The organism is Chroococcidiopsis sp. [FACHB-1243], assembly GCF_014696895.1.
Taxonomy (GTDB): domain Bacteria; phylum Cyanobacteriota; class Cyanobacteriia; order Cyanobacteriales; family Chroococcidiopsidaceae; genus Chroococcidiopsis.
This window is the reverse complement of record NZ_JACJQX010000012.1, coordinates 82,524-108,741: the sequence shown is the minus strand read 5'-3', so window position 1 is coordinate 108,741 and position 26,218 is coordinate 82,524. Positions and strand designations below refer to the sequence as shown.

The following is a 26,218-nucleotide window of genomic DNA, read 5'->3' as shown; positions in this document are numbered from 1 at the left end:
CCAACTACCCATTACCCATTACCCATTACCAAATCACCAATTCCGAATTCTCTCCACACACTTTTAACTAGATTTAACTTCTATCTGCTAGCAATCCAGATATATTAAGAGGATTGTGTAGCTATTTGTGGCTGCTTATGTATAAAGTACGCGACCCAGCTACCAAGTATGCCATATATGTAGCTACGGCAGTCTTGGTACTGGGTTTTATCATTACGCTCGTTCGCAACGGAATACAAATTCTTGCTGATGTCACTTTCTGGTTGGGTTTGTATGGCTGGTTGGCTGCTGGGATCGTTGTTGGCTATTTAGTTTATCTGGGACTACGAATTTTAGGATGGCGCTCTTCGGAGGAGGTGGAGCCAAATGTAGTGGATACCCCAGGAGTTATTTATAGAGCGATCGATCCAACCGCAACTGAAAGAGGAACTGAGGCGATCGCCACTCGTTCTAAAATCTCGGCGGGCGAACTTCCACCCTGGGAAGTTGCCGATCTCCCCGCACCGCCGCCATTTAGTTTTAATAATGCGATCGCTCTGATTGGACCTGGAGCCATTCTCTTGGGGACTTCGATTGGAAGCGGCGAATGGCTACTGGGTCCAGCGGTGACGGCTCAGTATGGTGGTTTTATGTTGTGGATTGCCACGACTTCGATTATTCTCCAAGTCCTCATGAACATGGAGTTTATCCGCTACACCCTGTATACGGGCGAACCGATCTATACGGGTTTCATGCGGACTAAACCAGGACCCCGCTTCTGGGCAATTTTTTATTCTGTCCTGGCGTTTTTGCAACTAGGATGGCCTGGGTGGGCTTCTTCGGCGGCTACGGCTCTGACTGCGATGTTTGTCGGCGATATTCCTGGACCGGAACACGCAGAAACGATTAAAGCATTTGGTTTATTCTGGTTCCTATCTACAGTGGCGATCGTTGCTTTTGGAGCCAAAATTGAGCGGACGATGGAAGTCGTGCAATGGTTTTTTGTTGGGGCAATCCTCCTGTTCTTAATTGTCATTGCCCTGGGTTTTACTACACCCGAGACTTGGGGTCGAGCGGCAACGGGTTTTCTCCGCTTCGGCACGATTCCGCCTAATGTTGATTGGCTGAAAGTGGGAGGCTTTGCGGCTTTTGCTGGTGCGGGAGGAGTCTTAAATGGAACGCTGAGTAACTGGTTTCGCGATAAGGGATTGGGCATGGGGGGCGTAGTGGGATACATTCCGGCACTGATTGGCGGTCGCCGTATGTCTCTGACTCCCACGGGTAAAGTCTTTCCCTTAACCACCGAAAACAAGAAGCGTTGGCGTGAATGGTGGAAGTATGCCATTACCGACCAATATGGTGTGTGGGTGCTGGGATGTTTCTTAGGAATGGGACTACCAGCCTTGTTGACTTTGCAGTTTATTCCGCCTGGAACTCGCTTTGACAACCAATTTGCGATCGCGGTCTATCAAGCTCAATACCTATCGCGGGAAGATACTACCAGCATTATGTGGTTTATTACTCTGTTGGTAGGCTTTTGGATTCTCTACAGTACCCAACTTGGCATCACTGATGTTTTTGCCCGTATGGTGACAGATATGGTGTGGTCGGGCAGCAGCCACATTCGCGCTTGGCGAGGGGGAGATATTCGTTTTGTTTACTACAGCATCCTCTCTTTGTTTACTCTGTGGGGAGTTTTTATTCTCTTATCAGGGATCGAGCCTTTTTTCTTAATTCTCCTGAGTGCGAACATTGCAGGCTTAAATTTTGTCTTTTTAGGTTTGCACGCTCTCTATGTCAATCGCAAATTTCTCCCTGCCGAATTGCGATCGCCGCTATGGCGAGAGGCGATCGTTTTACTCTCAGTCGTGTTTTTCGGTTTTTTCTTCTGCCAAGCCTTACCGAGTATTATCGGACAGTTTACCCAAGGAGGATAATGTATCTTTCTTAACTAAGTAGTTGTCGTCTACTCTATTAAGATCGATCCCTCACAAATTGGGAAACGTCATGAATCAAATCAGTTCTAATCGTCGGGTTGTCTGTCCTCAATGTGGTTACGACGATAACCCTTTTACAGCTACTCACTGTCTGAATTGTAACTCTCGCCTCCGTAGTCAATCTGCTGATGGAGGCGATCGCGATTCTCCATCGAGGCGTAATAGCATTTCCTGGTCAGTCATACCTTTAGCAGGACTGCTATTAGTCACACTAGGGTTATTTGTTCTCTGGCGGAACAGTCAACCGCCAACGCCTCCCTCATCTCAACCACTAGCATCTCAAGCTAATTTTCCGAAAGAATGGCAGCTTTATAACTCCTTACAGGATGTCCCTGATGTTCCTGAAGGAGTTTTTCTCTATGGCGGCGCTATGGCTTCAGCCGCGTTGCGTGCCAAGAACATACAAAGTGAAATTACCCGCGCCCATCCAAAATTTCGCCTACTGTATACCGATCCGCTCAACGTCCCGCCCGACTCTGGCAAGGGTATTGAAATGACGGCTAATGGAGAAATTAGTTTCTCCGAATCCTTTCGACCCATTCAGCAATCGGAATACAATATAGTGCGATCGCGCGGTTACACTCTCAAACAGGTTCCCGTAGCGCTAGGAGGTATTGCCTTCTACAGCCATCCTGGGGTGAAGTTATCTGGTATATCCTTGGGTCAAATCCAAGAGATTTACAGTGGCAAAATCAAGAATTGGCGACAACTGGGAGGATCGAATCTACCAATTGTTCCTGTCAGTCAAGACCCCGATGCGAAAGCGTCTACGAGTTTTCTGTTGCAAGGAATGCCGAGTTCCCAACGGCGGTTTGGTAAAAATGTACAAATCGTCCGCGATACTACTAGTGCAATTCGCAAAGTTGCTGCAATGCCAGGAGGCATCGGCTACGGCGCTCAGGCTTTAGTAGTCGGTCAACAGACAATCGAACCACTCGGCTTGGCAAAGGGGCGATCGCATAACTATATTCCTGCTGTCGCTCCCGATGGTACGGTGAACCAGCAAGCCCTGCTTGACGGTTCCTATCCACTGATTCGCCGGATCTTCGTAGTTTATCGCGAGGATGGCAGTTTAGATGAAGTGGCTGGAAGAGCCTACGCTAAACTGCTGCTATCCACAGAAGGTCAAAAACTCGTCGATCGAGCGGGTTATGTACCGATTCGGTGAGGAATGAGGAGTGAGTGACTAGTGGCTGGTGGCTGGTGGCTAGTAGTAAATAGGGTGTGGGGTGTGGGGCAAAGAGAGCTGAGGAGAAATTACTGGTCACTGCTCCCTACTCCCTGCTCCCTGCTTCCTATAAAATTTACATAAATAAAATTAGGTGCATTATGTCGCAAAATCATCCTTTACCCCGTTTGATTCTCGCTTTTGTAGCTGGATTTGTATCAGTTTTACTATTTCATCAACTGGCGCTCTTGTTGCTACATAGTATTGGTTTTGCACCTGCTAAATTAACAGCTTATACAATTAAAGCAACACAACCTTTCGGCATTCCCCGCGTCTGGTCTCTCGCCTTTTGGGGTGGAGTTTGGGGAATTGTATTGGTTTTATTTGTTTCTTTCTTTCGGCAAGGGTTGGGAATTTGGGGGACAGCACTGCTGTTTGGCGCGATCGCCCCTAGTCTTGTCAGCTGGTTCATTGCCATGCCCCTAAGAGGGGAACCCGTCGGTGGTGGCTGGCAACCCAACGGTATTGCTACAGCTTTAATTCTCAATGGCATTTGGGGTTTAGGTACAATTTTGCTCTACCGTTTAATTTCCTTAAGCGTACTCGGTCGCAAGCGACGCAGTAACAACGGTTTAGAGTCGGGAGAACGAGAAAGAATTCGCCACTAGAAGTCAGTTATCAGTTATCAGTGTAGAGACGTTACATGTAACGTCTCTTCAAAGTTGTCAGTAACTTGTGACTTGTGAACCACGCACCACCTTTCTTATGAAAGTTCATCAAACTAAAATCATTTGCCCTATCTGCGGTTACGATAATAATCCTAGTAATGCCGATCGCTGTCAGCGTTGCCACTCCACTCTCAACCGCAGTTTTACCGAGTCCGCCAAAAATTCTCAAACTAAAAACTCGTCTGCTTTTCCCTGGTCGGTCATACCACTGATTGCGTTATTGTTGGGAACGGGTGGGATGTATTGGTTCTACAGAAGTCATACAACTGCTACTTTGAAAGATAAACCGAGTGCAGTTGTTACGCCCACACAACAACCTCTAACAAAACAGCCTCCAGCAACAGCATCCAATACGGCGGATATTCAAACCTATGCGTCGATGCAGGATGTTCCTAACGTTCCTACAGGTGTGTTTAATTATGGCGGCGCAACCTGTTTTGCTGCTATGACTGCCCACGGAATGCACTCCAGTATTGCCAAAGGGTATCCAAAGTTCCATTTACGCTACACCGAACCACCCGTTAACGTTCCGCCAGGTTGTAGTACGGGGATCGGTATGTTGCTTGATGGCGAACTCAGTTTTGCTCAAAATGGTCGCTCTGTATCAGATGCAGAGTATCGCAAAGCCAAAGAACGTAACTTTACTCTGCAACAAGTGCCAGTGGCAATTGATGGCATTGTATTTTTTACCCACCGCAATATTCCCTTACCTGGACTGTCGGTGAAACAACTTCAAGATATTTTCCTGGGCAAAGTGACTAACTGGAAACAGCTAGGGGGACCCGATCGCGCGATCGCGCCTATTTCTCAAGACCCCAAGGTTCACGCTTCGCTCAAATTACTGCTGAGCGATCGCGTCAACAATTTGGGTCGTAATGTCAAGATCGTGCGCGACTACACCACAGCCATGCGAAGAGTTGCTGCTACCCCGGGGGCGATCTCTTACAGTTCGGCTTCTATTGCTGTCGGACAGCGATCGATTCATCTGTTGGGCGTAGCTAGAGGTAGTTCTAAAAATTACGTCTCCCCTGTTGCAGGCAATCTCGTTAATGTTGCTGCCTTGCGCGATGGCTCTTATCCTATTACTCGCCGTCTATTTATCGTCATTCGCCGCGACCGCACTCCTGACGAACAAGCAGGAGTTGCTTACACCAACTTGTTACTTTCCCACGAAGGACAGCAAATTGTAGAAAAAGCTGGATTTGCAGCAATTCATTAAAACTTTTTTGCAAAACATATTTGCAAGTCGGCATGCGACTTGCAAATATTCTCTCCTCAACTCACAGTCACGGGATGGCTGACAACCGCATTGTACAAGTAGCCTTTGGCATTGAAAGGCACTGAAGTAGGTTGGGCATTGCCTTTAGTATCTGTAGCCTTTGCTTGAAGCTGATATTTGCCAGGACGAGCATTCCAATCTACATCCCATCTCACCCAAGCTCCATCAAGGTTAGGTTCTCGGAGTCGTGCCGCTTGCCAGGTCTTGCCACCGTCAAGGCTTACTTCAACTTTGGCAATTTTACCACCAGCAGACCAAGAACGCCCTCGCAATAAATGTTCTCCTGCAGACATCTTGGCATCCCACGCTAGCTCGAAAGCACTTTTGATATTTTGCGCCGTGATAATCGTGCCTTTAGCAGGGGGATTGGGTTGATAGTCGGAGCCGATTAAGACATAACTTTCCGTGTTCCAAGTGGAAAACAGAGGTTTTTCTGAAACTTCAATCCGCCCTACCCATTTGATGCTAGCCGCACCCAGCCAGCCTGGAACGAAGGCACGGATGGGGAAACCGTGGTCGGCTGGTAGAGTTTGCCCGTTCATCGCATAGACGAGCAATGTATCTTCCTCTAATGCCTTCGCCAGGGACATCGGACGGCGAACTTTCTTTTCGTCTAATCCTTCTGGCATTACGTCTTTTGCAGTGCGTTTGACTCCTGCAAGTTGCAGAACCTCCCGCAGAGGTACGCCTGTCCATTCGGCTACACCGATCGCGCCCAGTTTCCACGGCGCTCCGTCGGCTTTTTTTCCCTGGACGGATTCAAAAAAGCTGCGACCGTTACCAGCGCACTCTAGCGCTCGAATTACCGAGATTGACGGCAGAGAAAGGAGTTCGTCGTAAGTAAACTCTCTCGGACGAGAAACCCCAGATCCCTCAACCCGCAAGCGCCATGTTTTTCGATCGATTTTAGGTGTAGCCGTGTGGTTGCGGACGTAGAACAGCTCGTTGGGAACTAGATAGCCTCGGTCGTACATGGCTTCCCAACGCATTTCTTGTTGAATGCCTTTGTAATCGTAAAAAAGTTCTGGAGGAACTGGTTTCGCTACCTCCCCAGCAGCCAGAGCGGGTTCTTCTAAGCGTAAGCGTGGTAAACCGCTACCAATTGCTATTCCCGCACCGACAGTCATAAATTGCAGGAATTTCTTGCGCGACATACCTAAAGTTTTCGCTTTCTGCCAGACAAATTCATCGGCTCTAGCTTGCTGGTAAATTTTTTCGACTAGCAGATCGTCTTCTTTCATGCTTTATATCTCCAGCCGAGCAAACAAATAAGAACAATATAAGGCTTATTTCAAAATTCTCAGGTAAACAATTGTTTAAAAAGAGTAGATGAAAGCCATTAAAAACCATTAAAAATTTAAATATAGTTTTTGAGTTAAATAAGAGGCTGGTATGAAAATGCAGCAGGTAAAAGGAAGAAAAACGTGTTGTTCTTTTCCTTTTCTTTCCTTTTTAAATTACCTGATTTATCCGAATTTTTACTTAGATAAAGTCAAGGCTTGCGAACTAAAGCAGCAAGCATCAGCAATTCAAAGTCTTGGTTTTACCTTTCACCCGTGCAGATGGGTTTTGTCTGTTTAGTCACAACTTGCAATCGCCAGACACAAAATTCTGCACTGCCATCGCCTTGACATTTAAGCAAAAGCTTATATATTCTATATTTAAGCTTTTGCTTAATTATGTATGAGTAGACCCGCTGCGGGGGAAGATATTTTTCAGGCGATCGCCGATCCAACGCGACGAGCATTGCTGGATCGGTTGCGTGACGGCGAACAACCAGTCAAACAACTGGCTGAACCTTTTGCCATGTCTCTACCAGCCATTTCTCAGCATTTGCAGGTGTTGTGTGAAGTTGGCTTAGTTACCCAACGGCGGGAAGGACGGCAGCGCCTCTATCAGTTAAATCCTACACCTTTAAAACAAGTGTCGGAGTGGGTGTCGCATTACGAACAGTTTTGGCAAGAGAAATTAGCCGCTCTCGGTGCATATTTGGAGGATAACCCATGCTCAGAGGATTAAAAACTAAAGTTTTCTATCCTTACTCACCCCAGCAAGTCTGGCGGGGACTCACCGAGAGGCGATCGCTTGCCACATGGTTAATGGATAATGATTTTGAGCCGCATATCGGTCACAAATTTCAATTTCGCACTCATTCCCTCCCAGGTTTAGATGGTGTTATCTGCTGCGAAGTTTTAGAAATCGATCCACCAAAACGACTTTCTTACACTTGGCAGGACAGTTACATGAGTCAGCCTTCGATTGTGACTTGGACGCTGACACCTGTTGATGGCGGGACGCAACTTCAGCTAGAACACCGTGAGTTAAATTACGCAACACCTCAGTTACAGGAGGTACGCACTTGCAACCAGAGATCTCGATCTTCCCTAGATCCCATTAACAAGGGGGGGACAGATGCCCCCTTCTCAAGGGGGTTGAGGGATTTCGATGCAGTGACTCAAGCTGTAGAGGCGATCGCTCCAAGTTCTCCATTTTTACCTACGCATACTGGTGTTGTTCAAATTTTAGAAAGCGTTATTCTCCATTCTTTGCTGAACGGTGGTTGGAATGACAAGCTCGATCGACTACCAAATGTTTTGGCGAGCTTTTTTGATAGTAAGGAGTAACTAAATTCTACTTTTTTACTCTCATCCTCGCTCAAAAAATTATAAATGTGGAGTTATAACTATATGCCTTGGCGCAAGGTTTTAGTTTGAATTAGGAGGCTATAAAGATGAGTTTTTCCGAACAGTCAAGCATTCCTTTTATTCCTCAAACTTCAGGATATGGAGAGAGCTATTTTGATATTTACTCTGGCTTGTTAGCTAGAAGAGTTATCTTTTTGAGAGGTGACATTACAGAAGAAATAGCTAATTCAATTGTGGTACAGATGCTATTTCTCGATACGGAAGATTCAGGACGGGATATTTTTCTATATATCAATAGTTTAGGTGGTTCAGTTACGGCTGCATTGACTGTTTACGATACAATGACTCAAATTCAGGCGGATATTTGTACCGTCTGTATTGGCACAGCAAAGGGAATGGCTGCATTATTACTTTCTTCCGGCACAAAAGGAAAAAGATCGGCTTTACCAAATGCCCGAATTGCGATCGCACAGCCATTAGGTAACGCTCAAGGAAAAATAAGCGATATTGAAGTTGCAGCTAGAGAAATTGTCCGTTTAAGAGAAACAGTTGATAGTATACTTGCTACTAATACTACTCGTTCAATAGAACAAATTAAACTCGATACAGAACGAGAATTTTATCTCAACGCTGAAGCAGCAAAAGAGTATGGATTGATTGACAATATTATTCAAAAGTTGACTGCGTAATTGATTGGTCATTGGTCATTGGTCATTGGTAATAATTTATTTTGCCTTTTAACTTTTGACTTTCCCGTCAAGGAGTAAATATGAAAATTTTAGTTGTTGGAGGAACAAATTTTATTGGTCCTTCTGTAGTCAGGCAATTGTCCGCAATGGGACATGAAGTCACTGTTTTCCATCGAGGAAAAACAGTAGCAGAGTTACCCAACGGTATACGACATTTACTAGGCGATCGCTCCGAGCTTACCCAGATGAAAAGCGAATTCGAGCGTCTTTCGCCTCAAGTTGTCGTCGATATGTTTCCCTATACTGAGGCAGATGCGATCGCGTTGATGAATATATTTCAGGGTATCGCAGAGCGCGTTGTTGCTATTAGTAGTATGGATGTCTATCGCGCTTATGCGGTGTTTCTACAAATTGAATCGACTCCAGTTGAGTCGGTTCCCCTAACTGAAAATTCAGCCTTGCGCCAGCAACTACACTTATTTCGGGAAATGGCTGAAAGACCGCTGAACGCTCCGGCAGATTATGAAAAGATTTTGGTCGAACGGGTAGTGATGAATTCTGCCGATTTAACTGGTACAATTGTACGGTTGCCAATGGTTTACGGGATGCAAGATCCTCTCAACCGTCTATTCCCCTACTTAAAGCGAATGGATGAAGACCGTCCGGCGATCGCCTTGCCAGAAAGTATAGCTCAATGGCGCGGTTCCTACGGGTATGTAGAGAATGTTGCTTACGCGATCGCTTTGGCAGCCACAAACGAACGTGCCAAGGGACGTATTTATCATGTTGCAGATGCAGAAGTTTTAACTGAGGCAGAACGACTGAGCAGAGTTGGACAAGTCGCAGGCTGGCAAGGCAAAATCGTAACTGTTGCCACAGAATCTTTACCGACAGACTGGAACCTACCATACAACACGGCTCAGCACTGGCTGGTAGATACCAGCCGCATTCGGCAGGAACTCGGTTATAGCGAAGTCGTCACGCTAGAGCAGGCACTAGAAACAACAATTGACTGGCAGCGATCGCATCCACCAACAGAAATTTCTCCGTGGACTGGAAAAGAATTACTCGACTATGCTACTGAAGATCGAATTTTGAAAAGTTTTTAATATCAATTGTAAGGTGGGCAATGCCCACCCTACACACTAATTTTTTATGAAAGCCTTAGAAGCGTATAATCTCAAAAAAACTTTCCGCCGGAACAAACAAAATGTACCAGCAGTGAAGGATGTTTCCTTAACCATCTACCCAGGAGAGATCTTAGCTTTTCTTGGTCCCAATGGTGCAGGTAAAACAACTAGTATCAAAATGATGGCGGGTTTAATTCAGCCTGATTCTGGTTCGGTGAGAATTGTAGGTAAAGATCCTCAAAGCAATGCTTCAGCGTTACAAAACCTGGGTGCAGTTTTAGAAGGAAATCGCAACCTTTACTGGCGATTGACTCCAGAAGAAAATTTAGAATATTTTGGCGTATTAAAAGGACTAACTCGACGCGAAGCACGTTTTGCCGGAAGAGATCTTTTAGAAAGATTTGACTTGTCAGCCAAGCGACATACTCCTGTAGAGCAACTTTCACGCGGAATGCAACAGAAATTAGCATTTGCTGTAGCTTTAGTTCATCGTCCCAAACTTTTATTATTAGATGAACCAACTTTAGGATTAGATGTAGAAGCAACTGAGGATGTAAAAATTCTCGTCCGCGAAATTGCTGCCACTGGTTGTGCTATCTTACTGACAACTCACCAATTACAAATCGCAGAAATTTTATCAGACCGAATTGCCATTATTCAAAAAGGCGAGATTTTGGCAGAAGCACCCACACAAAAATTGATTCAACAATTTTCTGGTACAGCTTACAAAATTGAAATGGAAGCCGCTTTAGATGAAACAAGAATGATAGAATTAGAAACAATTGGTTTAGAGATTGAAACCAGAAAATTTATTTACATCGATCGCCCGGAATTGCTCTATAAAGTTTTTGCTATTCTCCAGCCTTTGCCAATTCAATCTGTGGTCAAAAAACAAGCTAATTTAACAGAAGTATTTTTACAGATTGTGAAACAAGGTAATAATATTAATGATTGAGTTATTTTTTGCTGAATTGAAACGAACTTGGATTTTACAACGTCGCTATCCAATCGAAGTTGTTGGTATTATTATAGTTACTGTTTCAATTTTTTACGGATTGTTTTTGAGCGCTCGCTATGTTGCTGGGGCGAGTTTTCAATTAGGCGATCGCCTCGATTCAATAGTTATTGGCTACGTGCTTTGGAGCTTAGTTGTATTTGTTATGGGCAACGTTGCTAATAGAATTCAGTACGAAGCTCAAACTGGCACGCTCGAACAACTTTTTCTATCTCAATTCGGGGCTGTCAAAGTATTTTTAATTCGCTCGCTAGCAGCAATAACGTTACAATTAGCTTTTGTTTTGAGCATTTTATTAACTATAATGCTCTTAACTGGTAGCCGTCTCGATTTTCCTCCAGTTTTGATTTTACCTCTCATAACTGTATTGATGGGAGCGAATGGGATTGCTTTTATAATTGGAGCTTTAGCTTTATTATTTAAGCAGGTAAGCCAATTACAAGTAATATTTCAATTTGGCTTATTATTTCTCCTATCTACTCCCATAGAAGCATCGACGGGATTTGCCCGAATTTTAGTAAGTCTATTACCAATTACTCCCAGTGCAGGAATATTACGAGCTTTGATGGCACGCGGAGAAAGTCTAAATTTAACTCACATAGCGATCGCTTTCATCAATGGAGTCGTATATTTTGCTCTAGGGATAGGACTATTCCAACTAGCAGAACGCCAAGCAAAGAAACGCGGAATTTTAGGCGGATATTAATCAGTGGCTAGCCACTAGCCACTAGCCACTCATCAACAACTAACAACCAACTGGTTGCGAACACAGAGCTTGCTTCATCGTTTGCAATAATTCTTGGGCGGTGTAGGGTTTGGCTAAAAAAGCTTTTACTTCTACGTCCGTGATTCCGTGGAATTTGTCTTGAGCGGCTAAACCACTAGTGGCAATAATTTTAGTTTGGGGATTGAGTTTTTGGATAGTACGAATTGTGGTAATACCGTCCATTGCAGGCATTAACATATCAATTAAGATTAAATCTATCCGATCGCGGTGTTCGGCGTAGGTGGCGATCGCCTCAATCCCGTCACTAGCAGTGACAACTTTATAGTTAAAAGTCTCTAGAGAAGTTTTTGTTGCCTCGCGCACGCCAGCTTCATCATCCACAACCAAAATCAACTCGCCGTTCCCATAGGGCGTGTCTTGTTCTATCTGCCGATAATATTCTACAACTGCCACTGCTGGTAGGTAGATTTGAAATTCTGTGCCTCTACCGAGTTCGCTCCAAACTTGAATAAATCCGTTGTGACCTTTGACAATACCCATGACAGTGGATAGTCCCAGTCCCGTGCCTTTACCGAGTTCTTTGGTTGTGAAAAATGGCTCAAAAATTCTTTCCTGGGTTTCCAGCGACATTCCCTGACCTGTATCTCTGACGGTAACGACGATGTAGGAGCCAGCTTTTGCCTCCAAGTTCATCCTGGCGTAGTGTTCGTCTGCTGTAAAGTTTTCGGCAGAAATTGTTAACATTCCACCATTGGGCATGGCATCGCGAGCGTTGACGCAGAGATTCATTAAAACTTGATGCAGTTGAGTCGCATCCCCAGAGACAGACCACAAATTAGAGGCAATATTCGTTTGAATCTCGATCGATTTTGGAAAGGTTTGTTTGGCAACTTGGCGAATTTCTGATATTAAGTGCTTGATTTGTAAGTTTGTATACGTTCCCTCCAAACCCCGTGCAAAAGAGAGTACCTGTTTGACCAGAGCCGCACCCCGTTTGGCATTGGTAATCACGATTGGCAAAAGTCGCTGACTGCGCTCGTCGTGCATCTGAGATTCCAATAACTGAGCCGTCATCAGAATTGGAGCTAGGACATTGTTCAAATCATGAGCAATGCCACTGGCAAGAGTACCGATACTTTCCAAACGTTGAGCGCGTAAAAATTGAGCTTCTAAAAGTTTTTTCTCAGTAATATCAGTATTGACGACAAGAATCGACTTAGGCTGAGCGTGGCGATTGCGTACTAACGTCCAACGACTGTAGACGACAATTGGTTTCTCGTTTTTAGTGACTTGATGTAACTCGCCTTGCCAAGTGTCTGTTTGCTTTAAGGCTGTGTGAATCTCTAGCAGCTGATCGACAAGACTCTCGTTGTAGATTAACAAGTTAGGATTTTGCCCGATCGCCTCTTGTGCTTGCCAACCATAGAGACGTTCTGCTCCCTTGTTCCAATATAAAACTTTGTCATCTAGCGATCTAACAATAATGGCATCGGTGGCGACATCGAGTAATTCGGCTTGGGCGCGGATTTGTTGCTGAGTGTGCTGGCGTTCGAGGGCGTAGCGAATAGAACGTTCTAGTAAAGGGGCGCTCAACTGAGTTTTTTCTAGATAGTCGGCTGCTCCTGCCTTCATCGCCTCGATATCGATTTCGCGATCGCCTTTGCCCGTGAGTAAAATTATGGGTGCGGCACAACCTTCAGCTACGGCAGCTTGAAGCAATTCTAAACCATTGCGATCGCCCAAGCGGTAGTCGAGCAAGTAAATATCGTGTTGACACTGCGCGATCGTCGCTATTGCCTCATCATAAGAATCTACCCAGTCTAAATCGAATGTTGTGCCTTGAGCTGCTGCCAACCAGTCCCGCGTCAAGACATAATCATCCTCGTCGTCATCAACTAAAAGTACTTTGACTCGCTCAGTGTCCATGTCCGTTTCCCACCGATTGCAGTGGTAGTTCTACAATTTCAAACCAGTATTTGCCAATAGTCCTCATGACCTCTACTAAGGAAGCAAAGGTGACTGGTTTAGTGATATAAGAGTTAGCGCCTAATTCATAACTACGATAAATATCTTCCTCAGCTTTGGAAGTTGTCAATACCACTACTGGTATATGTTTTAACTGCGGGTTTGCCTTAATTTCCCGTAGTGCCTCGCGTCCGTCTTTCTTGGGCATATTGAGATCGAGTAAAATCAACCCTGGGCGAGGGGCAAGCTTCAGGTCAGTATATTGACCGCGCTGATGTAAGTAATCCATTAATTCCTCGCCATCGCGCACGAGATAGAGATCGTTAGCCAAGCGACTTTCTGCCAGCGCTTCTCTTGCTAACATGCAATCGTCTTCGTCATCGTCAGCCATGAGAATTGTGACAGTGGTGCGTCGCCCTTTCACTCTGAGTTATCTCCTACGAGTTGTTTCATTGGCAGAGCGATCGTAAATTTAGCTCCTTGCCCTGGACTACTTTGAGCTGTAATACTGCCCTGATGTCGCTCGACAATTTTACGGCAAATCGCTAGTCCTATGCCTGTACCCTCGTACTGACTACGACTGTGCAGGCGTTGAAAGACATTGAAGATCCGATCGAGATACTTTTGCTCAAAACCAATACCATTATCCTCTACCATAATTTGACATGATGTGGCGATCGCCCCATCTGTAACTGGTTGGTGTTGGGAATCAAATAGTTGGCTGAAAAGCTTAACCACTGGAGGCGTATCTTGTTTGTGAAACTTCAGTGCATTACTCAAAAGATTTTGTAATAACTGCTGCATCTGTACCGGGTCGGCATCAATTTTAGGAAGGGAACTAACTTCCACCTTACCCCCAGTCTGCTGTATCCTCACCTCTAGATCGGATAATACTTCTTTTACGACTCGATTGAGATCGACAGTTACAAAAGGTTGCGCTTTAGTCGTGACGCGGGACAGCATTAAGAGATCGTCAATCAGAGTTTGCATCCGTCCGGCTGCATTCTGCATTCGTTCTAGGGAATCCAGTCCTTGCTCGTTGAGAACATCCCCACAACTGGCTTTCAAGCGGTTGCCAAAGGCTTGAATTTTCCGTAGTGGCTCTTGCAAGTCGTGGGAAGCAACCGAGGCAAACTGTTGCAGTTCTGCGTTAGAACGGGCAAGTTCTTGCGCGTAGCGGGTTTCTTCGGCTAGCATTTGGGCTTGGGCGAGAGCAATACCGATTTGGTCGCTCAGTTGACGCAATAATTCGGTTTCAAAACTGCTCCAAACGCGGGGACTACTACATTGATGGGCAATCAGCAAACCCCAGAGTTCTCGCTTGAGGAAAATCGGCACGACGAGATTAGCTTTGACTCCATATTGTTGCAGAAGTTCTTTGTGGCAAGCGTGTATTTCTGCTTGCTCGATATCGTGAATCGCGCTGATGCGTCCTTGTCGATATTTCTGAATGTATTCCTCCCTAAAGCAAGGATCGTAGATATGTTGTCCGAAAATCGCTGGATGGTCGTTGACCACAGCTTCTCGCACGACATTTCCAGAACCATCCAACCATAGGCGAAAAATAATCACCCGATCTGCTCGGAGAAACTTTTGAATTTCGTTGACGGTAGTTTGGAGGATCGATTCCAGTTGAAGCGATTGACGAATTTTCAGGGTAATTTCGGCAAATAATTGCGATCGCAAATTTTGGCGTTGTAGTTCGGCTTCGGCTCGTTTGCGATCGGTGATATCGCGTGTAAAGCAGCGCGTGTGGATAAATTGCTTGTCTTTCCAAAAAACGTTAGAGCCGATCGATACATCTCGGATAGAACCATCTTTGCATAGCAACCGCGCCTCGTAGTCGCACAGTGTCTCGCCAGCGTTAAGACGTTGCAGAATATCGTCGATAACTTCTCGATCGGCGTGAAATTTGGCAATGTGTTGTCCGATGTACTCTTCGCGAGTGTAACCGAGCAGATTTAATTCAGCTTGGTTTGCCCAGACAACAATTCCATCTGCTCCTACCCAGTGTATGCCGACGCTGGCATTTTCCAGAAAATCAGCCAGTTCTCGTTCTCGCGTGCGGGCGATCGCTTCTAAACGTTTGCGCTCGTTAATATTTTGAAAATATACTGATATACCATCTTGAGATGGATAGGCATGAACGGCAAACCAAGTATTGAGCGGAGGATAGAACTCTTCAAAAGCAACTGCAATTTGTTGCGCTCTGACTTGGCGATATTCTTGGTCAAAAGTAGACCCCACTGCTTCGGGAAATTCATCCCAAATATTTTTACCAATTAACTCCGATCTCGTTTTTTGTAGAAATACTTGGGCGTGTTGATTGATGTAGGTAAATCGCCACTCATTATCTAAGGCAAAAAAGCCATCGCTGATACTTTCTAAAATATTGGTAACTTGTTGGCGCGATGCTTGGGCTGCGTCCGTAGAGGCGCGTAATTCTGCCATCGTCCGACTAGCTTGTAACAAATGCCGTACTCGCTGCCGTAAAACTATGTCGTTAATTGGTTTGGTAATAAAATCAGTTGCACCTGCATCAAAAGCGAGTTGGAGCGATTCTGCATCATCTAGCCTTGTAACGATTAATATTGGCACGCTATCGCCATTAGGAAAACTACGCAAGTGCCGACAGCAGGCGAACCCATCCATCACGGGCATAACGGCATCTAGCAATACGAGACTGGGACGAAACTGAGTGTAAGCCGCTATTGCCTGTTCGCCATTCTGTGCCTCTACAACCTGATATCCAGCCTGTTCCATCACTCGACGCATGTGCTGCCGCATGAGTTTATCGTCGTCTACAACCAGAATCGTAGTAGCATCGAGAATGGGAGCGTTGTCCATAGCTTACGCTTAGACTAAATTTTTTGGCGTTCTGTTAACAGAGCTATTTATACTCTATTAAATATTAAATTCATCACGTTTGCGCGATCTCCAATGAAACATCTACCCTAAGACTGATGATTTCCTTTTGAAGGTGGTTATAAATGCTACACTGCATGAAAAAGATGAAATGTCAATTAGTCATCGGTAGTTGGTAGTTGGTAATTGCTAAGTCGTAAGTCAGAATAAACTGGTCACTGGTCACTGGTCACTGTGTACGCCATTTGCCAGAAATCTTTTTCCAATCTAGCAACATTTAAAAAAGCTGTTGTGGCTTGTTGCTGCACCTCCTCTGAGGCGTTACTTAAAGCTGCATCTGCTTGCTGTTCTAGGAAGTCTACGTAAGTTGTAAAATCGGGATTGCCCCAGCGATCGGCAAATTCAGTGTAGGGTGGGGGCATGGCTCCAGGTAATTGCCAGCCTTGATTGTAGGCTAGTTCGATCGCCCAAAGTGCCGTAGCTTGTACGGCATAGGGCGTTGCAGATAAGCTTTGCATATAGTCGCAATACTCAATGCAGGTAGGCTGTTTATCAGTATTGAGTTGCAGTTGGCGTTCGGCGGCTTTGGTTTGAAACCAGTTGAGTTCGTCTTTAAGGGCGCTCAATCCCGCCAAAAGAATATCGAAATTGTGCGGGGGTGCGATCGCCAAAATTCTCGCGAGAAAACGGGTAAAATCTATCACAAATAAATAGTCTTGTACCAACCAAGTATTAAACTGTTGCGGCTGAATCGTCCCTTGTTGGCATTCTTGTAGGAAAGGATGGATCGTAGCTTCCTGCCATGCTTGAGTATATTTTTGTAGTAATTGTTGACAAGTTAGGCTCATAAAAATAGACGTTGCAGATAATGCCGCGAAAGACTAAATATAACTGTTACCTTAACTTTAACAGCCTTAATTTACAGATATTCTTGCTCAAGAATTAGCCTAATTTCAGCGTCCAATACAGGAAATTTATTGACTACAACATCCCAAACAATGTCATAATCAACGCCGAAGTAGTTGTGAATTAATCGATCGCGCATCCCTGCCATAGCCCGCCACTCAATGGTATTGTATTTTTGACGCAACCCATCCGGTAGCTGTTTAACTGCTTCCCCAATGACTTCAATACTCCGAACGTAAGCGCGTTGTTTCATCTTGCACAAATGCTGCCTTGTCTAAATTCTGAGAACTCGTCATGATGTAGGTCGTTTCATCAAGAATGTGCTGTAAATACTCACAAGCCGACGGAGACATACTCGACCTCATCCAAAATCTGCGGACCAATGTAAGGGCTTAATGACTCGATAGTAATAAGATCGACAGGTCTGCCAAAAAGATCTTCTAGAAAAAAAGAAAGGTGTATAAAGTTATCAAATGTTTTCTGGTCTGGCTCAAAAGCAACCAAAATATCGACATCACTTCGAGCGTGGATCGCGGTGTCACGCACAAATGAGCCAAAAACACCACAACGTCTAACTCCAAAGCGGTGTAGCTCCTGTTGATATTTTTGGAGGAGAGACAGCACTTCAGCTTTTGTTTGTACAGGCATTGCTGGCATAGGCTACTCATCTGATGCTGAGTCTATCACAACCTTATGGACTCACAGACAGCATTAATGGTTAATCATCCAAGGACGACCGCTATTATGACTTCTCAAACGGGGTTGTTCGGGTTCGCGATCGCGCTTAACTAATTTTGGTTCTGAATTTTCTTGTTTCAGTCGCATCGAACCAGACAACAACATCGGTGGTGCAAACACTTTTTTGGCAGGTTCTTCACAAGTTGGGCAACTAGCAGGATTGTTACATTCTGCCAGCGATCGCCATTCATCAAATACACCACAATCATTGCAACGAAATTCGTATAAAGGCATAACTAGGGGCTAGGGGCTAGGGGTAAGTCAAAAGTCAAAAGTCAAAATTTAGTAACTACAAATAACAAATGACCAATGACTAATGACCAATGACTAAACAGGCAAAATATTCTTGTCGAAAATCTCCGTCGGAATTGCTAGCGTACAACAAGCATTGGGAATATCAACGATACCACTAACTCGTCCTTCTACTGGCGCACAACTGAGCAATAAATACGCTTGTTCGCCTGTAAAACCGAATTTCTTCAGATATTCGATCGCATTTAAACAAGCACGACGGTAGGCAATATGCACGTCCATGAAGTATTGTTTGCCTGTATATTCGTCTACGGAAATCCCTTCAAATACGAGATATTCTGAATAATGAGGCTCTACGGGACCTGGTTTAAAAATTGGGTTGACCATGCCGTATTTTTCTACGCCACCCTTGATGATGTCTACGTGAAGATCGATGTAACCGGACATCTCAATTGCCCCACAGAACGAGATTTCCCCGTCCCCTTGCGAGAAATGAATATCTCCCATCGATAGCTTTGCACCTTCCACGTAAACGGGGAAATAAATTCGCGTCCCTTTGGAAAGGTTTTTGATATCGCAGTTACCACCGTGTTCGCGAGGGGGGACGGTACGCGCACCTTCAGCCGCAATGCGATCGAAGTCCCCTGGTGCTACCTGTCCTAAAATGGCATTTTTGGGGTTCGGTAGAGCCGCATAGACAGGCATATTCGCCGCTAATCCCGCTCCATATGTCCGTAAATCAGGAGCTGTTGAAACTAACTCTGCTTCCCGCTTATTCCATGTTGATAGTAAGTCGTGTGAGGGAGCGCAACCAATCAAACCAGGGTGAGTAATACCAGCAAAGCGTACGCCTGGGATGTGACGGGAACTGGTATAAATTCCCTCCAGATCCCAAATTGCCTTAGCATGATTGGGGTAGTGGTCGGTCAGAAAGCCACCGCCGTTGTCTTTGGCAAAAATGCCCGTAAAGCCCCACTCATCGCCCTGCAAAGCGCCAACATCGAGCAAATCGACAACTAATATGTCTCCTGGTTGAGCGCCGTTGACCCAGATGGGACCGCTCAACACGTGGACGACCGTTAAATCGACATCGCGGATATCGTCAGGATTATCGTTATTTTTAATCTGTCCGTCCGTCCAATCTTTACACTCAATGCGGAAGACATCACCTGGGTTCACCGAAACCACGGCAGGAATATCAGGATGCCAGCGGTTGTGTCCAGGTAGTTCCTGTCGATCCATTGGCTTAGTTAGATCGACTTTGAAAAGTGTTTTCGGCATTCAAATCTCCCTAAAGCTGCGCGGACATAGCGCATCATAAGGATTAGAACGCAGGAAAATTTGTATCAAAAATAACCAATAATTGTCAAAAATAATCAACGTTACATAACACCAAATCTCTTGGAGTCAAAATTGTGTTTTATTTAACAAAAAATGAAGAAAAATTTAACAACTGAGGCGTAATGTAGGACTCATATTTAATTTTTGAAATCTACGTAGGATGCGTTAGTCTTGGGCGTAACGCATCACTCTCAGTTCCTGGTGCGTTACGCGCTTACGTAACACACCCCACTAACCTAGAACGACAAAACCTTTATTCTACTTCTTTGCCAGCAATTCCAAGAACTCAGATGTTGTTTGCAACTCCTCTAAGACTACATCTTTCGGCATCAGAGATAAAACACTACTCTTAACACCCGACGTACACAGAGGATTTACATAACAAGCTCCTTGACGGCAGAATGCCACCACACCACCATTGTGAGCTTCAAAGACGATCGCACTTCCAGATTCTCGCTTCGTAATAGACATCCTAGCAGCCCCCTCTGCATAAATGCAGATCTAAAATTGGTAAACTTTAACGATTGGCAGTTGGTGATGCTACGCAATTGAACGCTGGAAATATCTGTATTCAATCTGTACTCAAAATGACAAAATAGCCGCCCGTTCTCCTCTTTCTTTAGACAGATTAGTCATAAGTGGTAATAGGTAATTGGTAGTTGCTCCCTCTGCCCCTGAAGCCCCTCTGCTCCCCTACTCCCTGCTCCCTACTCCCTGCTCCCTACTCCCTGCTCCCTGATAACTGTAAGCTAGTCATAGCGATCGCGAGGATGAATTATGGATGTCAGAGCAGCTGTTGCCTACGAACCTGGAAAACCATTGCAGTTGGAAACAGTACAGCTAGAAGGACCAAAAGCAGGGGAAGTTTTAGTCGAAATCAAAGCGACTGGGGTTTGTCATACCGATGCTTATACTCTTTCTGGTAAAGACCCAGAGGGCTTATTTCCGGCAATTTTAGGGCATGAAGGGGCTGGGGTTGTTGTGGAAGTAGGGGAGGGAGTCAAGAGTGTTAAAGCGGGCGATCGCGTCATTCCTCTTTACACTCCCGAATGCCGTCAGTGCGAATATTGTCTAAGTCGTAAAACAAATCTCTGTCAAGCGATTCGCCTCACTCAAGGCAAAGGGTTGATGCCCGATGGTACGAGTCGGTTTTCTCTAAATAGCACGAAGCTCCACCACTACATGGGAACATCCACTTTTGCTAACTATACAGTACTACCAGAAATTGCTGTTGCCAAGATCCGTGAAGATGCACCTTTTGACAAAGTTTGTTACATCGGTTGTGGCGTAACTACGGGTATTGGTGCAGTTGTTTATACAGCAAAAGTCGAACCAGGCTCAAAGGTTGTCGTTTTTGGTTTGGGGGGGATTGGTTTAAACGTCATCCAAGGAGCGCGAATGGTAGGCGCAGAGATGATTGTTGGTGTAGATGTTAATCCTAGTAAACGGGCGATCGCCGAAAAGTTTGGTATGACGCATTTTGTCAATCCAAAAGAAGTAGAAGGCGATTTAGTTCCTTATTTAGTAGAGTTAACAAAAGGTGGAGCTGACTACAGTTTTGAATGTATTGGTAACGTAAATATCATGCGTCAAGCATTAGAATGCTGCCATAAAGGTTGGGGTGAAAGTATTATTATTGGCGTTGCTGCTGCGGGTGAAGAAATTCGTACTCGTCCATTTCAATTAGTAACAGGAAGAGTTTGGAAAGGCTCGGCTTTTGGTAGTGCGAGAGGACGTACAGACGTACCTAGAATTGTCGATTGGTATATGGAAGGCAAAATTAACATTGACGATTTGATTACTCACACAATGCCAATAGAAAAAATTAATGATGCCTTCGAGTTGATGCACAAAGGGGAATCAATTCGTACCGTGCTGACGTTTTAGGTATAATCCAGGTGTGAGGAGTACAAAGGAGTAGCGGTTATTCCTACAGCAGCACAAATTTCGACTTGCTTCATTCTTAGCTATTGGGCGACGAAAATGTACTTACCTATCTACTTGGTTCGTATAGATGAGCCTACGGAAGGCATCTTCTTTTTAGCTGGAGAAGAAACAGAAGTTTTAATTAGTCGCGATGGTACATGGATATTTTTATGACGCAACCTAACTTTGAAGCAATGAGTCGCAAAGAGTTACGAGCTTATATACTCGAACATCGAGAGGATGAACAAGCCTTTCGAGTTTATATGGATAGAATTACTGCTGAACCGCCTACGGAGGTATACCCAGCACCAAAATCCATTGACGATTTGAAACATTTTCCTCAATTGTTAGAAAAACATCGTCAGCAGCAAAAAGATAATTCCGATAAGTAAGCTAGAGAAATCTTTTACGTAACCAGGGAGTCACGCAAGGAAATCTGAAGCAGTGGAAATAGATGTCATTGTCATCGGTAGCGGTATTGGTGGTTTGAGCTGCGCGGCAATTTTGGCACGGTATGGATTTGATGTTGTTGTCTGCGAAAGCTACTCAACTCCTGGGGGTGCGGCGCACAGTTTTGAACGCAACGGGTTTAAATTTGATTCTGGACCTTCCCTCTACTCCGGTTTATCTTACAGCCCTTCACCTAACCCACTCAGACAAGTTTTAGATGCAATTGGTGAAGATTTACCTTGTGTCAATTACGATACCTGGGGTTGCTGTTTGCCTGAAGGTGACTTCGATACGACGGTAGGTGCAGACCAATTTTGTGATGTGTTGGCAAGATTGCGAGGAGATAAAGCTGTAGCCGAGTGGCGCGAACTTCAACGAGTCATAGAACCTTTAGCCAAGGCTGCTACGGCAATTCCTCCTACTGCTTTACGTTTTGACTTGGGTGCAATAGTGTCTCTAGGGCAATATCTGCCTGCGATGCTACCTCATGTTGGTAGTACTTTTAAACTGGCGGGGGCATTCAGTCAGATTATGGATGGTGTCGTCACCGATCCGTTTGTGCGTAACTGGTTGGATCTGTTGTGTTTTCTCCTCTCTGGGCTACCTGCAAGCGGCACGAGTGCGGCAGAAATGGCATTTATGTTTGCCGACTGGTACAAACCTGGAGTGATGTTAGATTACCCTTTAGGTGGTAGTGGGGCATTAGTTAATGCCTTAGTACGGGGATTAGAAAAACATGGGGGAAAATTGATGCTAAATGCCCATGTTGAGAAGATTTTAGTAGCGGGACGCGCTCAAGGTGTTCGATTGCGTGGTGGTGAAGAATTACACGCAAGACAAGCCGTCGTCTCGAATGCTTCTATCTGGGACACGCTGAAATTACTTCCCCAGAATGCCATCCCCAAATCTTTGCAAGCAAGACAGGCAACTCCAGAGTGTGACAGTTTCATGCATTTGCATTTGGGAATTGATGCCACACATATTCGGGCAGATTTGGCATGTCACTATATTGTGGTAAACGATTGGGAAAGGGGAGTCACAGCACCGCAAAATGTCGTACTGATATCGATTCCATCAGTTTTAGATCCGTTCCTAGCACCACCGGGAAAGCACGTCATTCATGCTTACACTCCTGGTAGCGAACCTTACGGTATATGGCAGGGAATGGATCGTAAAAGTGAAGAGTATGCCCGTCAAAAACAAGCACGGGCAGAAGTCATGTGGCAAGCTTTAAAACGGATTATTCCCGATATGGACAACCGCTGTGAGGTAACTTTGGTAGGTACGCCCCTAACTCACGCTCGTTACTTACGCCGTCATCGAGGTTCCTACGGTCCCGCCATCGCTGCGGGGAAAGGTTTGTTTCCTGGCGCAACTACACCAATTCCAGGGTTGTTGTGTTGCGGTGATTCTACCTTTCCCGGGATTGGATTACCAGCCGTCGCCGCCAGTGGTGCGATCGCGGCAAACACCCTTGCGCCATTATCTCAGCATTTGCAGTTATTGCGGGAAATTCAGTGAGTAGTTGTCAGCGATCGTAGGGGCGGGTTTTGACCAAAAATTTATAGCTTTGGTTGTCAATCTATCTGCTAAACCCGCCCGTACAGTTATCAGTGGAGAAAGGGAGGAAGCAGGGAGTAGGGAGTAGGGAGAATTACTTTTGACTTTTAGCTTTTGACTTTTAGCTTCTCCTGAGTCGTGTTTTTACTTATACCAATTTCATATAAAAATTACATGTTGCTGCGCGTAATTACAGTAAACAGTTGAGGTGGCTGCGGGCAAACTAAATGCAACTAAGCTAGCAGCTGCCAAACCTGATGAAAATCTGGGGTTCGAGTACCTCCATCCGCAATCGCTTCGCCTTTGGTATGGGAGCTATGCTGCTGCCGTTGATTTTGCTTGGTTGTGGGACTTTTATCTTGGTAGAAGGAGCGTTAAGTCGGTTTGAGAAAAATGAAAACGCAACTTTAGAGGAACTATTTCCCGTTACCGAGTTAGAATCACTGATTGTCATGGCATCAACTTCTGCTGATGATTATCTCAGCTACGGTACGCCAGATGCTCGCGATCGCTTTGAGCGGATCAGTGGTGAAGTAGATAAAGCTTTTGTGACAATTCTAAATACCTCGACCGATACGCCAGAAAAAACAGCCTTGTTGTTCGTAGCTCAAAAAGCATGGCAACAAGCCAAAACTAGCAGCGAGGCGATTTTTACGAATTCCCATCCAGCTAGAACTAAGTTTACTGCCCAAGAAAAGAAGCGTTTGGACGTACAGCTCGAACAGGCTACAGAAGCTCTAGATCGATTGCAAGAACTCCTCACTCATTTGCAAATATCTGATAACGTCGCTCAAGCGCGAAACACCAAACTTTGGGTAAAGGCGATTGTAGTTGTTGTGTTTGGCTTAGGATTGGGAGTAGCAGCGATCGCGAGTTTAACCCTCGCGCGTTCTGTACTAATACCAGTGCAGATTTTAGCAGAGGGAGTTAAACATCTAGCTGAGGAAGATCTCTCTTACCGAATTGTCCTAACGAATCAAGATGAATTGGGGCAACTGGCAATGATGTTTAATCAAATGGCAGAAAAACTCGAACAGAGTCAGACAGCTTTGAGAAATTTAGCGACTTTAGATGGATTAACCGGAGTTTTTAACCGTCGCGAGTTCAACCAAAAACTCAAAATCGAGATTGAGCGATCGCATCGCTACATGCATCCTTGCTCTTTAATTATGTTAGATATCGACTATTTCAAAAAGCTGAACGATACCCACGGACACCAGGGGGGAGACGAAGCACTCAAAGTCGTTGCTGAGATCGTCAAACGCGAAATTCGCCCCGTGGACGTAGTGGCGCGTTATGGCGGCGAAGAGTTTGCCGTGATTCTACCTGAAACTTTCAACGATAGTGCGGCGATTGTCGCAGAACGATTGCGACATGCCGTGGCTGCTGAAGCGATCGCTATTTCTCTCGAACTCTCGATTCACGTCACTATCAGCGTCGGTCATGCAACTTTTCCCATAGATGCAATTTTAGAGGAAAAATTACTCGGTGCTGCTGACAAAGCCTTATATGCTGCTAAACATTCCGGTCGTAACCGAGTCGTGAGTTACAATAGCTTGCAGCAAACAGTAGAACAAGCCGGATGAAAACTTACCTGCATCTTCTACCCAAGACTGAGAAAATGGTAGTAAATGATGCTTCGATTTGAATCCACCTGTGAACCTTCCTACCAATTTGCCAGCAGCTACCGAATCTCGTAAAGCAGATCACCTGCGAATTTGCATCGAACAAGATGTCCAATGCCAGTCTGTGACAAATGGATTGGAACGCTATCGCTTTACTCATACCTGTTTACCCGAACTAAATCGCGGTGACATTGACTTAACCACTACCTTTCTAGGTAAGAGGCTAGGCGCACCCCTACTCATTTCTTCCATGACTGGGGGTACAGAGCAAGCAGGCATCATCAATCGACGCTTAGCTGAGGTTGCCCAACACTATAAAATCGCGATGGGCGTAGGTTCTCAACGGGTGGCAGTGGAAAAACCGCAAGTTGCCGATACATTCGCCGTGCGATCGCTCGCTCCCGATATTCCCTTATTCGCTAACTTGGGTGCGGTACAACTCAACTACGAATATGGCTTAGAACAATGCTTGCGGGTAGTAGACATCCTCGAAGCCGATGCCTTGATTTTGCATCTCAATCCCCTACAAGAGTGCATTCAACCCAGAGGTGATGTCAACTTCTGCGGTTTACTTGACAAAATTGAAAAACTGTGTATGAGGCTACCTGTCCCGGCGATCGCTAAAGAAGTCGGTAATGGAATTTCAGGTGAGATGGCGCAAAAACTTATCAATGCTGGAATTGCAGCCATTGACGTAGCAGGTGCAGGTGGTACGTCCTGGGCAAAAGTAGAAAGCGAACGAGCGGAAACAGCCATGCAACGCCGCCTCGGACTCACTTTTGCTGATTGGGGTATTCCCACAGCAGAATGCATCATCAACGTGCGGCAGGTTGCCCCCAATATTCCTTTAATTGCTTCTGGCGGGTTGAGACACGGCTTAGAAGTTGCCAAAGCGATCGCCCTGGGAGCAGATCTTGCAGGTCTTGCCATGCCTTTTCTCAGAGCCGCTGCCGACTCCGAATCGACCCTACACGCCCTTGCAGAAGTCTTAATTGCTGAAATTACCACCGTCCTCTTTTGTACTGGTAACGCTAACTTACAACAACTCAAACAATCTCAAACTTTGCAGCGTGTAGCATGAGCGATCGTTGTGGGAAAAATTAAATCAGTTGTCAGTTATAAAGTGACTAGTGGCTAGTGGCTGGTGGCTAGAATGCTCCCTCTGCTCCTCTACTTCCTTGTCCCCCTTGTCCCCCTTGTCCCCCTTGTCTCCCTTGTCTCCCCTGCTCCCTG

The 26,218-nt window shown here is 45.3% G+C and carries 26 protein-coding genes; 16 read left to right on the top strand and 10 right to left on the bottom strand.

The window, feature by feature from the left end; translation table 11 throughout:
• Positions 1-137 precede the first annotated feature (137 nt).
• The 4 genes from H6G17_RS11215 (at position 138) to H6G17_RS11200 (ending at position 5,091) form a co-directional block, all read left to right on the top strand.
• Positions 138-1,916: an Nramp family divalent metal transporter gene (locus H6G17_RS11215; protein WP_192157099.1), complete on the top strand. Its 1,779-nt coding sequence runs from the start codon at positions 138-140 to the stop codon at positions 1,914-1,916.
• Positions 1,917-1,986: 70 nt separating this feature from the next.
• Positions 1,987-3,144: a substrate-binding domain-containing protein gene (locus tag H6G17_RS11210; protein WP_192157097.1), complete on the top strand. Its 1,158-nt coding sequence runs from the start codon at positions 1,987-1,989 to the stop codon at positions 3,142-3,144.
• A 161-nt stretch (positions 3,145-3,305) separates the two neighbouring features.
• Entirely contained in the window at positions 3,306-3,812 is a 507-nt protein-coding gene (locus H6G17_RS11205) for a hypothetical protein (RefSeq protein WP_192157095.1), read from the top strand.
• 97 nt (positions 3,813-3,909) lie between these two features.
• The gene (locus H6G17_RS11200) at positions 3,910-5,091 is read left to right on the top strand and encodes a substrate-binding domain-containing protein (protein ID WP_192157093.1); all 1,182 of its coding nucleotides are present in this window, start codon (positions 3,910-3,912) and stop codon (positions 5,089-5,091) included.
• A 56-nt stretch (positions 5,092-5,147) separates the two neighbouring features.
• Here H6G17_RS11200 and H6G17_RS11195 read toward each other — a convergent pair whose 3' ends face one another.
• A complete protein-coding gene (locus tag H6G17_RS11195; protein WP_192157091.1) occupies positions 5,148-6,392 on the bottom strand; it encodes a sulfite oxidase in 1,245 nt (414 codons plus the stop codon).
• A gap of 442 nt (positions 6,393-6,834) precedes the next feature.
• Here H6G17_RS11195 and H6G17_RS11190 point away from each other — a divergent pair, with 442 nt between their 5' ends.
• From H6G17_RS11190 to H6G17_RS11165, 6 genes are all read left to right on the top strand, one after another.
• Positions 6,835-7,170, top strand: a complete 336-nt coding sequence (locus H6G17_RS11190; protein ID WP_192157089.1) for a metalloregulator ArsR/SmtB family transcription factor — start codon at positions 6,835-6,837, stop codon at positions 7,168-7,170.
• Complete coding sequence (locus H6G17_RS11185; protein WP_192157087.1) at positions 7,155-7,775, top strand: SRPBCC domain-containing protein; 621 nt, start codon at positions 7,155-7,157, stop codon at positions 7,773-7,775. The genes H6G17_RS11190 and H6G17_RS11185 overlap by 16 nt, the downstream gene beginning before the upstream one ends.
• 107 nt (positions 7,776-7,882) lie before the next feature.
• On the top strand, positions 7,883-8,485 hold the full coding sequence (locus H6G17_RS11180) for an ATP-dependent Clp protease proteolytic subunit (RefSeq protein ID WP_192157085.1): 603 nt from the start codon (positions 7,883-7,885) through the stop codon (positions 8,483-8,485).
• Between the two features lie 80 nt (positions 8,486-8,565).
• A complete protein-coding gene (locus H6G17_RS11175; RefSeq protein WP_192157083.1) occupies positions 8,566-9,594 on the top strand; it encodes an NAD-dependent epimerase/dehydratase family protein in 1,029 nt (342 codons plus the stop codon).
• A 46-nt stretch (positions 9,595-9,640) separates the two neighbouring features.
• A complete protein-coding gene (locus tag H6G17_RS11170) occupies positions 9,641-10,570 on the top strand; it encodes an ABC transporter ATP-binding protein (RefSeq protein WP_192157081.1) in 930 nt (309 codons plus the stop codon).
• On the top strand, positions 10,563-11,336 hold the full coding sequence (locus H6G17_RS11165; protein WP_192157079.1) for an ABC transporter permease: 774 nt from the start codon (positions 10,563-10,565) through the stop codon (positions 11,334-11,336). Before H6G17_RS11170 ends, H6G17_RS11165 begins: the two co-directional genes overlap by 8 nt.
• Before the next feature lie 39 nt (positions 11,337-11,375).
• On the opposite strand, the gene H6G17_RS11160 is transcribed toward H6G17_RS11165, so the two are convergent.
• The 9 genes from H6G17_RS11160 to H6G17_RS11120 all read right to left on the bottom strand — a co-directional run bounded on the left by H6G17_RS11160 (position 11,376) and on the right by H6G17_RS11120 (position 19,895).
• Positions 11,376-13,283 carry a response regulator gene (locus H6G17_RS11160; RefSeq protein WP_192157077.1) on the bottom strand — a complete coding sequence of 636 codons (1,908 nt, stop codon included), beginning with the start codon at positions 13,281-13,283 and terminating at the stop codon, positions 11,376-11,378.
• On the bottom strand, positions 13,273-13,746 hold the full coding sequence (locus tag H6G17_RS11155; protein WP_192157075.1) for a response regulator: 474 nt from the start codon (positions 13,744-13,746) through the stop codon (positions 13,273-13,275). The genes H6G17_RS11160 and H6G17_RS11155 overlap by 11 nt, the downstream gene beginning before the upstream one ends.
• Positions 13,743-16,169 (bottom strand): response regulator, encoded by a 2,427-nt coding sequence (locus H6G17_RS11150; protein WP_192157073.1) that lies wholly within the window; start codon positions 16,167-16,169, stop codon positions 13,743-13,745. Before H6G17_RS11150 ends, H6G17_RS11155 begins: the two co-directional genes overlap by 4 nt.
• 233 nt (positions 16,170-16,402) lie before the next feature.
• Positions 16,403-17,035: a TenA family transcriptional regulator gene (locus H6G17_RS11145; protein ID WP_192157071.1), complete on the bottom strand. Its 633-nt coding sequence runs from the start codon at positions 17,033-17,035 to the stop codon at positions 16,403-16,405.
• 71 nt (positions 17,036-17,106) lie between these two features.
• The gene (locus tag H6G17_RS11140) at positions 17,107-17,346 is read right to left on the bottom strand and encodes a HepT-like ribonuclease domain-containing protein (RefSeq protein WP_199316647.1); all 240 of its coding nucleotides are present in this window, start codon (positions 17,344-17,346) and stop codon (positions 17,107-17,109) included.
• A gap of 80 nt (positions 17,347-17,426) precedes the next feature.
• On the bottom strand, positions 17,427-17,741 hold the full coding sequence (locus H6G17_RS11135) for a nucleotidyltransferase domain-containing protein (RefSeq protein WP_192157184.1): 315 nt from the start codon (positions 17,739-17,741) through the stop codon (positions 17,427-17,429).
• Positions 17,742-17,804: 63 nt separating this feature from the next.
• Positions 17,805-18,065: a zinc ribbon domain-containing protein gene (locus H6G17_RS11130; RefSeq protein ID WP_192157069.1), complete on the bottom strand. Its 261-nt coding sequence runs from the start codon at positions 18,063-18,065 to the stop codon at positions 17,805-17,807.
• A 93-nt stretch (positions 18,066-18,158) separates the two neighbouring features.
• Complete coding sequence (gene fmdA, locus H6G17_RS11125) at positions 18,159-19,364, bottom strand: formamidase (protein WP_192157067.1); 1,206 nt, start codon at positions 19,362-19,364, stop codon at positions 18,159-18,161.
• 318 nt (positions 19,365-19,682) lie between these two features.
• The gene (locus tag H6G17_RS11120; protein WP_015153668.1) at positions 19,683-19,895 is read right to left on the bottom strand and encodes a hypothetical protein; all 213 of its coding nucleotides are present in this window, start codon (positions 19,893-19,895) and stop codon (positions 19,683-19,685) included.
• Positions 19,896-20,201: 306 nt separating this feature from the next.
• On the opposite strand from H6G17_RS11120, the gene H6G17_RS11115 reads away from it, so the two are divergent.
• The 6 genes from H6G17_RS11115 to fni all read left to right on the top strand — a co-directional run bounded on the left by H6G17_RS11115 (position 20,202) and on the right by fni (position 26,066).
• Positions 20,202-21,311: an S-(hydroxymethyl)glutathione dehydrogenase/class III alcohol dehydrogenase gene (locus H6G17_RS11115; protein ID WP_192157065.1), complete on the top strand. Its 1,110-nt coding sequence runs from the start codon at positions 20,202-20,204 to the stop codon at positions 21,309-21,311.
• A 209-nt stretch (positions 21,312-21,520) separates the two neighbouring features.
• The gene (locus tag H6G17_RS11110; protein ID WP_192157063.1) at positions 21,521-21,742 is read left to right on the top strand and encodes a hypothetical protein; all 222 of its coding nucleotides are present in this window, start codon (positions 21,521-21,523) and stop codon (positions 21,740-21,742) included.
• Positions 21,743-21,794: 52 nt separating this feature from the next.
• A complete protein-coding gene (locus H6G17_RS11105; RefSeq protein WP_192157061.1) occupies positions 21,795-23,321 on the top strand; it encodes an FAD-dependent oxidoreductase in 1,527 nt (508 codons plus the stop codon).
• A gap of 4 nt (positions 23,322-23,325) precedes the next feature.
• Positions 23,326-23,448 carry a hypothetical protein gene (locus H6G17_RS34035; RefSeq protein ID WP_277875976.1) on the top strand — a complete coding sequence of 41 codons (123 nt, stop codon included), beginning with the start codon at positions 23,326-23,328 and terminating at the stop codon, positions 23,446-23,448.
• A gap of 169 nt (positions 23,449-23,617) precedes the next feature.
• Positions 23,618-24,946: a GGDEF domain-containing protein gene (locus H6G17_RS11100; protein ID WP_192157059.1), complete on the top strand. Its 1,329-nt coding sequence runs from the start codon at positions 23,618-23,620 to the stop codon at positions 24,944-24,946.
• A gap of 70 nt (positions 24,947-25,016) precedes the next feature.
• Positions 25,017-26,066, top strand: coding sequence for a type 2 isopentenyl-diphosphate Delta-isomerase (gene fni / locus H6G17_RS11095; RefSeq protein ID WP_192157057.1), 1,050 nt, complete (start codon positions 25,017-25,019; stop codon positions 26,064-26,066).
• The last annotated feature ends 152 nt before the right edge of the window (positions 26,067-26,218 follow it).